The following is a 9679-nucleotide window of genomic DNA, read 5'->3' on the forward strand; positions in this document are numbered from 1 at the left end:
CCGGCGCCCCGGGGCGCCGGGCCAGGACGGTCGTCTTCCGCGACGTCCGCCCGTTCGGCGCGGCGCGGGCCAGGGACCTCGTGGTCGTCGACGGCCGCGTTTCGGACCGTCCGGCGCCGCACGGCGCGAAGGTCGTCGACGGAGGCGGCCGGATCGCGCTGCCGTCGCTCGTGGACGCGCACATCCACCCCGACAAGACGACCTGGGGCGACTCGTGGGTGTCGCGGCGGCCGGCGGACGCGATCGCCGACTACGTGGCGCAGGACGTGGAACTGTTCCGCGGCCAGCGGCGCCCGGTGGTCGAGCGGGCGTACGGGCTGATGTCGCACGCCGTCTCCCGGGGCACGCGCGGCATGCGCGCCCACGCGGACGTGGCCCCGGCGTACGGCCTGGCGGGGGTGGAGGGCGTGGCGGAGGCGCGTGAGCGGTTGCGTCACGCACTCGACGTCCAGATCGTGGCCTTCCCCCAGCACGGGGTGATCCGGACACCGGGGACGGCCGCGCTCCTGGAGAAGGCGGCGCGCGAGGGTCTCATCGACATGATCGGCGGCATCGACCCGATCGGGTTCGACAACGCCCTCGACGATCAGCTGGACGTCGTGTTCGGCATCGCGGACCGTCATGGCGTGGGTGTGGACATCCACCTGCACGATCGCGGGGAGAAGGGCATGAAGGCGATGCACGGCATCGTGGACCGCACGCGGGCGCTGTCCCTCGCGGGAAAGGTGACGGTAAGTCACGTGTTCTGCCTGCCAGGCCTGACGGACCGTGAACTCGGCTCGCTAGCTGCTGACTTGGGAGATCAGGACATCGCTCTGACCACGGTCGCGCCGTCCGACTCACTGGTCCTGCCGATCGCGCGCCTGCGGGAGCACGGGGTGCGGGTCGGGCTCGGGTCGGACGGCGTGCGTGACTCGTGGAGCCCGTTCGGGAACGCCGACATGATGCACCGGGCGCACATCCTCGGCTGGGTGACGGATGTGCGTCTGGACGACGAGCTGAGGGACTGTTACGACGTCGCGGCGCACGGGGGCGCGGACGTGATGGGCCTGGCGCACGCGGACTTCACGGCCGGCGCCCCGGCCGACTTCGTGCTGGTCCGGGGTGAGTGCCTGCCGCAGGTCGTCGTGGACACGCCTCGCCGCGACATGGTGGTGCACGGCGGTGTCGTGGTGGCCCGGGACGGCGAGTTCCTGTCCTGAGGAACGGCCGAGGGCCGGCCGGGCACCACGCAGGTGCCCGGCCGACCGCACTCGGCCCGGCCGAACGCCCGAGCCCTCTTACAGGTAAGGCCGCGTGATCAGCTCGAACGCGTGCCCGCCCGGGTCCTTGAAGTAGACCCCGCGGCCGCCGTGTTCGTCGTTCGTCTCGCCGGGCCGCTTCATCTGGGGGTCGGCCCAGTGCTCGACGCCCTGGTCGCGGAGTCGCCCGTACGCCCGCTCGAACAGCTCGTCGTCGACGAGGAACGCGTAGTGCTGCATCTGGATGTCCACCGGGGGTTCGGCGAACTGGATGAGCACGCCGTCGGCGAGCTGGACGTTGACGAAGGGGCCCCAGGACGGCGCTTCGGGGAGTTCCAGCAACTCCCGGAAGAACCGCGCCGACTCGTGGCGGTCCTTGGCGGCGATGATGGTGTGGTTGAACGTGACTGCCATGTGGATGACCTCGCTGTTGATTCGACACGAAAGGGACTCGTCGCAGTGCCTGCGCACTGGGGGGTCCTCGTGCCGAACCGAAGGGGTGCTTCCGAAGCACCCACGGAGCGATCAGTCGTCCACCGGATGGCCCGTCTGTGTATGGCGTCGAATCGCCGGCCCGGTGTTCACGTCGCAGGACGCTACTTGATCATTCGTGCACTGACAAGCGGATAGAACGTCCCGGTACCACCCCATCCCCCGGACCGCGACGGTCCGCGCCGGCCGGTGACGGCGGATGGGGAGGTCTTGCGCGGAGCCTTGCCACTGCCCTGGGGTCACCCTATTCTCCCGGCGAGAAAGCGCTTTCTTTCTATCCCTCGGAACGCCTCGCCGAGGCCTGCCCATGGGCGGTTCCCTCCGGGCCGAACGATGTTTCCGCGAGCACGGCACGGCACGGCCTGGCTTCGCACGGCACAGCTCAGCACCGCACCGCACCGCATTCAGCACCGCACCGCACCGCATTCAAGAACGATCCCAGCGTTCGAAGACGAGAAGGACGGCGAGCATGAGACGACCAGTCGCACTTCGGCTCCACGCGGCACTGACCACCCTGGCCCTCGCGGCCGCGACCGGCGTGGTCTTGTCGATGCCTCAGGCATCGGCGGCGACCGGTGGCGCCACCGGTTACGCGAGCCAGAACGGCGGGACCACCGGCGGAGCCGGTGGGCAGACCGTCCGGGCCACCACGGGGACCGCGATCCACGCGGCCCTGTGCGCACGGGCCAGCAGCAGCACCCCGATCACCATCGAGGTCGAGGGCACGATCAACCACGCCAACACCGCCAAGGTGTCCGGCACCAGTTGCAACACCGCCGACGGCGTGATCGAGCTCAAGCAGATCAGCAACGTCACCCTCGTCGGGGTCGGATCCGGCGCCGTCTTCGACCAACTCGGCATCCACATACGCGAGTCCAGCAACATCATCATCCAGAACGTGACCGTCCGGAACGTCAAGAAGTCGGGCTCGCCCCTCTCCAACGGCGGCGACGCCATCGGCATGGAGAGCAACGTCCGCAACGTCTGGGTCGACCACACCACCCTGGAGGCGTCGGGCGGCGAGTCGGAGGGCTACGACGGGCTCTTCGACATGAAGGACAACACCCAGTACGTGACGCTGTCCTACAGCATCCTGCGCAACTCCGGCCGCGGTGGCCTCGTCGGTTCCAGCGAGACCGAGCTGTCGAACAGCTTCATCACGTACCACCACAACCTCTACGAGAACATCGACTCGCGCGCTCCCCTGCTGCGGGGCGGCACCGCCCACATGTACAACAACCACTACCTGCGGATCAACGAGTCCGGCATCAACTCCCGCGCCGGCGCCCGCGCCAAGGTCGACAACAACTACTTCGAGGACTCCAAGGACGTCCTGGGCACCTTCTACACCGACGCGGCCGGGTACTGGCAGGTCGGCGGCAACATCTTCGACAACGTGACGTGGTCCGCGCGCAGCGCCGAGAACAACCCTGCGGGTCCGGACCCGCAGTCCAACACCACCGTCGCCATCCCGTACGCCCACACCCTCGACTCCGCCGCCTGCGTACCGGACGTCGTCGCCCGAACAGCCGGTGCCGGTAAGGGACTTCTCGTGTCGAACGGCAGCTGCTCTCCGCAGACGCCCAGCCCCACACCCACTCCGACGGCGACTTCCACGTCGCCCACTCCGGCTCCCACCACGCCCACGCCGGGACCGACCAACCCCGGCGGGACCAACCTCAGCATCGGGGCCGGCGCCGACGGTTCCAGCAAGGCCGACGGCACGAGCTACGGAAACGTCCGTGACGGCGATCTGAGCACCTACTGGTCTCCCGCCGGCTCGACCGGCTCGGTGTCCGTCAAGTGGGGCTCCGCCACCACCGTGTCCGCGATCACCATCCGTGAGGCGGCCGGTTCCGCCGGCGCCATCGGATCCTGGCGCGTCCTCAACGGTGACACCGGAGCCGTCCTCACCTCCGGCAGCGGGGCCGGGGCCATCACCGTCCCCCGCACCGCGCTCAAGAAGATCACCTTCGAGATCGTCAGCTCGACCGGCACTCCCCGCGTCGCCGAGTTCGAGACCTACGCCGGGTAGACGGCGGGGGCGGGCAACGGGCCGGCGCGCCCACCTCGTTGTCGTCGGTTCCGGATCCGGTTCCGGTGCCGGTTCCGGTTCCGGTTCCGGCATACAGCGGTAGCGGTCCGAGTTCGGGGTGAGGACAGCCCCGGACCCGGACCCACCGCGCGTCGCGCGCGTGGCGCTTGATCAGCTCACGAACTCCCGGTCCCCGTAGTGCAGTCGAGCCTCGTTCCAGTCGGCTCCGAGCGAGACCGTGAACCTGCGCGCGAGGTCCAGATCGGCGATCTCGGCGACCAGGACGAGCCGCCCGTCGAGGGTGACCGAGCCGCCGCCGAGCTTCTCCCGGGCCTCGGGGTCCGCGACGAGCGCCTCGCTCAGCCGGCTCGCGCCGACTCCGGGCACCTCGATCTCGACCGCGTCGGTCTCCGGCGACGTCCTGGGCAGGCACCGGAAGGTGAGCACGGCCTCCTGGTCGTACTCCTTGGCGATGACGCCCGCGATGTGGTTGAGCCCGTCCCGGCCGACCCTGTGCACGTCGAACTCGCGGGACCTCTCGTACGTGGCCCGCTGCCCGGCCTCGGACCAGAAGACGCCGTCCAGAAGGGTCGAGGCGGCCGGGCGGGCGCCGTGGGCGCGGATGATCGCGCGTACCTCACGGTCGAAGCGGGTCAGGCGGGTCCGGAGCCGGGGGTCGTCCGGGTCCGTGATGACCGCGGTGTTGTCGGTCGCGAAGATCTCCGCCGCCGGACAGTCCTGGTCGACGGTGCTCGCGTGGGTGCTCTGCGCGCCCGTGATCCCGAGGAGCAGGGCGAGGGCGGCGAGGCCGGTGACCGGGACGCGGAGTCGGCGCCTCGTGCGGTGCGTGACGTCGTTCATGGCGTGACCAACGAGTCCGGCAGGTGATCGTTGCGCCACTCACGGCCGGGATGAGTACGCGTGCTCATCCGGTGCCCTCGCCCCCGCTCCTACCGTGTTGTCACGGCACACGACGACGCGCGGAGCGAGGAAACATGAGCCTCCCTATGCAGGGTCCCCCGGGAACGGCCCGGCGCACCGGTCCCACCGGCTATCTGGTGACGCTCGCGGTACTGGTCGCCGCCGGCCTGTTGATCGACATGTTCGCCCTCTACGTCTCCGTCTTCGCGACCGACAGCTGCGGGTCCGCCAGTCCGGCAGCCGCCTGTACGACGTTCGGCATGCTCTCGATGTGGGCGCTGCCCTGGATCGGGCTCGGCGTCGCGGCGGCGGTATCGGCCGGGCTCGGACTGCTGGCCTGGCGCCGGGGGCGTACCCCGTGGGTCCACCTGCCGATCGGCGTCGTTCTGTACGTGGCCTCGCTGGCCGGCACCTGGGCGATCATGGTCTCGTGAGCCTCACGGAGGCCTCACGGAGCCAGGTGTGCGAGGCCGGCCAGGAGAGGCGGTCCAGCGCGGTGGCGGCGCCGGACGCGAGGGCGGTGAAGTGCCGGCCTCGGCGGAGGTCGACGAGTCGGCTCGCCGATCCGGTCGTCCCCCGGGGGCGCGCGTGCGATCCCGCGCGCCCTTTCGGTTCGGCTCGGCCCCGCCCCGCCGACTCGGACGGCCCCTCCGGCTCGGCCGACCGCTCGGCTCAGCCGTTCGGGAGGATGACCGCTCGCCCGTTGACGCGCCCCTCGTGCAGCCGCTCGTAGGCCTTCGGCGCGTCGTCCAGGCTGTACGTCTCGGTGTGGACGTCGACCGCGCCGGCACGGGCCAGGTCGAGCACCTCGATCAGCTCGGCCCGGGTTCCCCAGTACGGGGACGTGACCGAGACCTCGTAGGGCAGGGCGCCGAAACCGACGGGCAGGGTGCCGCCACCGAGACCGACGATGGTGACGTCGCCCTCGACCGCGACCATCGCACCGGCGGCCATCACGGTCGGCTGGACGCCCACGAAGTCGAGGACCACCTCGGCGCCGCGTCCGCCCGTCAGTTCGCGGACCGCGGGGGCCGCCGCGGGGGCAGCTGGTCGGCGGACCAGCTCCTGACCGCGATGTCGGAGTGACAGACGCCGGCGGCGGTGACCTTGAGCAGCACCTGGCCGGGGCCGGGTTCAGGGTCGGGGACGGTGACGACCTCGGGCGGGGCGCCCACCGTGCGGTACTGCCGTGCCTTCATGACGCTTTCCTTTCGGGTTTCTTCTCCTTCACCTGCGGCCGCGTGCCTCAGCGGGCGGCGTAGGCACCGTCGACGAGGCGGTAGCTGCTCTGGACGAGGGAGGCACGCTCCGAGAGCAGGAACGCGACGAGCTCGGCGACCTCCTCGGCACGGCCGGGCCGGCCGGCCGGGTGGAGGGCGACCAGGGCGTCGTACGCCTCCTGTCCGATGCCGGCGAGGAGCGGGGTGTCGATGTGGCCGAAGCCGACAGCGTTCATACGTACCCCCTGGGAGGCTTAGACATCGTTTCTCTTGGTCAGCTGTCCTGCCGGCGCCCGAGCAAACGGCCCTGCTCCTGCTTCAGGCCCGCGAACCGGTGCCGCGCGTATGCGGCTATCTCCTCACTGGGGAAGGGCACCACGGACAGGTGCTCGTCATAGCTCCCCTGATCCCACCGGGCGGCTGTGATCTCATAGCCGGAAACGTGGGCGCACAGCTGAAGCAGAATCGGCGGCATCTCTGGTTCGCTCAAGAGGTCAGCGTGCTTGATGACGAGGTCACGCATCGCCTGAATGTTCGGGAGGAAGACGGTCCTGACCCACAACCGCCATTCGGCGAGTTCCTCGTCGGAAGGCGGTATCTCATGCACGAAGGGCGACCTGCCGTCAGGACGAGCGTTGCGCTCCATGAACGCGCCGAAGATGCGGCTGTTGGCTTCCGTGAGGGCGAACAGCGGTCCGTAGAAATCGCTGAGCTGCCGATTCAAGCGAGCGAGGCGTTCTTGGCGCTGCGACAGGCGCAAGCCGTTGAGATAGGTGGCTACATAGCCGACGAACGCCAGCGCGATGGTGACGACTACTGTGATCATGAGAGGCGATGCTAGTGATGATCACTTCCCTTGGTCAGCCTGCGGCAGCAGATCAGGGTCGCCGCGATCCCGGCGAAGGCGAGGAAGTGCTCGGCCTTGCGTTCGTAGCGGCGGTGGAGTCGACGGCAGCCGGCGAGCCAGGAGACGGTCCTCTCGATGACCCAGCGGTGACGGCCCAACCGCTGTGAAGACTCGATGCCCTTGCGGGCGATGCGGTGCCGAATACCGCGCTTGCGCAGCCAGCAGCGGAGATGGTCGTAGTCGTAGCCCTTGTCCGCGTGGAGCTTGCCAGGGCGCCGTCGACGAGGTCCTCGGCGGGATCGGATCGGTGGAATGCCACGCACGAGCGGTTCGAGGCCCTGACTGTCGTGCATGTTGGCGCCGGAGATGCCCAGCGACAGCGGCAGGCCGTTGCGGTCGGTGATCAGGTGGATTTTCGATCCTGACTTGCCGCGGTCGGTCGGATTCGGTCCGGTCAGTGGCCCCCTTTTTTTGCAGCCCGCAGGCTGACGGAGTCAATCGCGCAACGAGACCAGTCCAGCTGTCCTCTTGCACCAAGCTCGTCGAGAACGACGCGATGGAGGCGAGCCCAGACGCGGGCCTGGCTCCACTGGGCGAAGCGCCGGTAGACCGTCTGCCAGCTCGGGCCGAACACCGGTGGGAGCTGCCGCCAGGTGCAGCCCGAGGTTGCCACGAAGATGATCGCGGCCAAGGCCTCGCGGTCACCAGCCCGGCGTCGGCCTCCACCTTGCGGACGCTTCACCTCCGTCGGCGGCACCACCCGCCGGAACAGCATCCACAACTCGTCCGGCACCAGCCGCTCAACGAGACCCGTCATGCACGGCTCAACGAACGATCACGCCATAAGAAACGACGTCTTACTCGAGTGCGGCCGTCTCGGTGAGACCGACACCCCCTCGCGTCGGTGACGTCCTCGACGGAGACCCCGGCCGGTCCGCGATCGAGAACGGGCCCCAGCGCCATCTCGCCGAGCGCCTCCCGTATCCGCGTCCCCTTCGGGTCGCGCCGTGGGACGCCGTATCCTCGCCCCAGCCTTATACATGCACGATACACCTACCAGTGTCCTCATGAGACATTCGGGAGGGACTCCGGGCTTCACACGACACAGCGGCTCTTCTGACGACTTGTCGCCAATGGGCATTATTCCCCGCATGAACGGAGCCGGGCTGGGCAGATCGTTCGCGGGCCGACCGCGCCCGCGCGAGAGGAGTGTGCCGTGCTGTCCGACCTCTTCGACCGGCTGTTCAGACGCCGCGGCTCCGACGGCCGCCCGGGGACGGGCCCCCGAGGACCCGCGCGATCACCAGGAAGGGTCGTGCTCGACGCGGACTTCTCCTCCGCGGAGCAGTGGGTCGCCGGTCGTTCCTGGGCCTATCCCGGCGGCGGGCCGACCAATCCGGGCGACAACAAGCTCGACCACCTCGTGGAGGACCCCTCGTACAGCAGGACCGGGGTCTTCCGGGCGACCCGTAGGCCCGACGGCAAGTGGGACGCGGGACTGCTCACGACGGAGGGCAGCGCGGAGGCCTTCCTGGTGCAGGCCGACGACGTCCTGGAGGCGCGGGTGCGTCTGCCGGTCGAGACGGGCGCGTGGCCGGCCGTCTGGACCTGGCTCGACGGCGGGCAGGAGATCGACGTCTTCGAGTACCACCCCGACAATCCCGACCTCCTGGAGCTGTCGAACCGGATCAGAGGTCGCCACCTGTACTACCGCAACGCGGCGATCCGGCCGGGGGCCTGGGTCGACCTACGGGTCGAGTTCGGCGCCCGCAACGTGGTGTGGTGGGTGAACGGCGCGCGGGTCTTCGACGACCGCCGCGGGGTGGGGCGTTCCTGGCGGGCGCACCTCATCGTGAACCTGTCGGTCTGCGCGGGCCGCTACCACCCGGCGCCGGACCCCGGGGTGTCGGAGATGTCGTACGAGGTGGCGCAATTGCGGGTGTACCGGGACTGACGCCGCCGCATGGGGCCGGTCAGGCGGGTCGTGACGGTCCGTGACCCGCGCGGTCGTCGGCGACGCGCGCGGGAGGATGGGGATGCGGGCCCCGGAGGAACGGGCGTTGCGTAGGCTCGAACAGAGCGTTCCGCGCACCCGCACCGTGCCGCCCGTACGACGAGGAGGACCCTCCCATGAACACCGCCGACGAGGGACGGCAGCAGCAGCTGGACGTGGCCAGCGTGCTCAACGCGAAGACCACCCTCCTCCAGCTCCTCGCGCGGGCGGGGGTCTACACCGGCGACGCGGAGGAACTCATCGGGCTCGTCGAGGCCGGCGCGCTCGCCGGCGCGCACGCGGAGATCACCGAAGCCCGCCGGAGGGCTCCGCAGGAGAAGGGAGAGGCCTACGCGTCGGGCTGGTCCGACGGCGCCCTCGCCGTCGCCGACGAACTCGGCGCCATCGCCGAGCGGGCGCTGATCCACGCCGTCACCGCCGGCCCGTCGGCCGAATCCCCCGACGAGCGCTCTCCCGTCAGGCGGGCGGAGATGGAACGGGCCAAGGTGGCCGTCACGCCGCTCTATCTCTCGTTCGCCGATGTCTCCGACCTCGACCCGGAGGTCACCGAGCAGGTGCTCGGCGCGGTGCTGCGCACGATGAGCCCACGGCAACGGGCCGGGTATCCGGGGCGGCTGACGCGGTTCGCGTCCGCCCACCACGCGCACCTGGAGCGGTTGTACGCGGAGTACGGCCCGGGCAGCCCGATCGCGATCCACGGCCGCTACTCCCTCGTCCACTCCCCCACCAGTGTGGCCGTGCTCGAGCGTCTGGCCGAGACGCCGTCGGCCCTCCACGAGGAATGGGACGCGGCCGAACTCCCGCCGGCCTGGCTGGACGGCCTGACGACGGCATGGGGGGCGCCGGCCTGACGGTCCCGCCCGGGGAACTCCTCGTAGCCACTCCCGCCCTCGCGCCGCAGCCCCTCCC

Annotated in this window: 9 protein-coding genes and 2 pseudogenes; 5 read left to right on the plus strand and 6 right to left on the minus strand. The window is 70.1% G+C overall.

The features are described 5' to 3' along the window. Positions 1 to 1202, plus strand: a 1202-nt coding sequence (locus AOK00_RS27295; RefSeq protein ID WP_055602917.1) for an amidohydrolase, incomplete at its 5' end; no start/stop codon positions are given. A 78-nt stretch (positions 1203 to 1280) separates the two neighbouring features. Here AOK00_RS27295 and AOK00_RS27300 read toward each other — a convergent pair. Then, on the minus strand, positions 1281 to 1655 hold the full coding sequence (locus AOK00_RS27300) for a VOC family protein (RefSeq protein ID WP_055602918.1): 375 nt from the start codon (positions 1653 to 1655) through the stop codon (positions 1281 to 1283). 547 nt (positions 1656 to 2202) lie between these two features. Here AOK00_RS27300 and AOK00_RS27305 point away from each other — a divergent pair. After that, positions 2203 to 3768 carry a pectate lyase family protein gene (locus AOK00_RS27305; protein WP_055602919.1) on the plus strand — a complete coding sequence of 522 codons (1566 nt, stop codon included), beginning with the start codon at positions 2203 to 2205 and terminating at the stop codon, positions 3766 to 3768. A gap of 171 nt (positions 3769 to 3939) precedes the next feature. Here the strand turns inward: AOK00_RS27305 and AOK00_RS27310 are convergent, their stop codons facing one another. Continuing rightward, on the minus strand, positions 3940 to 4629 hold the full coding sequence (locus AOK00_RS27310; protein ID WP_173861643.1) for a hypothetical protein: 690 nt from the start codon (positions 4627 to 4629) through the stop codon (positions 3940 to 3942). A gap of 134 nt (positions 4630 to 4763) precedes the next feature. Here AOK00_RS27310 and AOK00_RS27315 point away from each other — a divergent pair, with 134 nt between their 5' ends. After that, positions 4764 to 5123 (plus strand): hypothetical protein, encoded by a 360-nt coding sequence (locus AOK00_RS27315; protein WP_159041860.1) that lies wholly within the window; start codon positions 4764 to 4766, stop codon positions 5121 to 5123. A 238-nt stretch (positions 5124 to 5361) separates the two neighbouring features. Here the strand turns inward: AOK00_RS27315 and AOK00_RS36450 are convergent. The 4 genes and pseudogenes from AOK00_RS36450 to AOK00_RS38605 form a co-directional block, all read right to left on the minus strand. Then, positions 5362 to 5888: pseudogene (locus AOK00_RS36450) on the minus strand (zinc-binding dehydrogenase). 47 nt (positions 5889 to 5935) lie between these two features. Then, positions 5936 to 6163 (minus strand): annotated as a pseudogene (locus AOK00_RS27330) (SDR family oxidoreductase); the annotation flags it as partial. A gap of 20 nt (positions 6164 to 6183) precedes the next feature. Then, positions 6184 to 6735, minus strand: coding sequence for a hypothetical protein (locus AOK00_RS27335; RefSeq protein ID WP_055602924.1), 552 nt, complete (start codon positions 6733 to 6735; stop codon positions 6184 to 6186). An 11-nt stretch (positions 6736 to 6746) separates the two neighbouring features. Beyond that, a protein-coding gene (locus AOK00_RS38605) for an IS5 family transposase (protein ID WP_254047520.1) occupies positions 6747 to 7573 on the minus strand; the annotation gives its coding sequence in 2 pieces (ribosomal slippage) (positions 6747 to 7229 and positions 7232 to 7573; 825 coding nt in all). Positions 7574 to 8071: 498 nt separating this feature from the next. Here AOK00_RS38605 and AOK00_RS27350 point away from each other — a divergent pair. Together AOK00_RS27350 and AOK00_RS27355 are read left to right on the plus strand one after the other, a co-directional pair. Beyond that, the gene (locus AOK00_RS27350; protein WP_055602927.1) at positions 8072 to 8710 is read left to right on the plus strand and encodes a hypothetical protein; all 639 of its coding nucleotides are present in this window, start codon (positions 8072 to 8074) and stop codon (positions 8708 to 8710) included. A gap of 176 nt (positions 8711 to 8886) precedes the next feature. After that, on the plus strand, positions 8887 to 9621 hold the full coding sequence (locus AOK00_RS27355; RefSeq protein ID WP_055602928.1) for a hypothetical protein: 735 nt from the start codon (positions 8887 to 8889) through the stop codon (positions 9619 to 9621). Positions 9622 to 9679: the final 58 nt, after the last annotated feature.

Origin of the sequence: Streptomyces aureus, from assembly GCF_001418135.1 — a bacterium.
Classification (GTDB): Bacteria; Actinomycetota; Actinomycetes; order Streptomycetales; family Streptomycetaceae; genus Streptomyces; species Streptomyces aureus_A.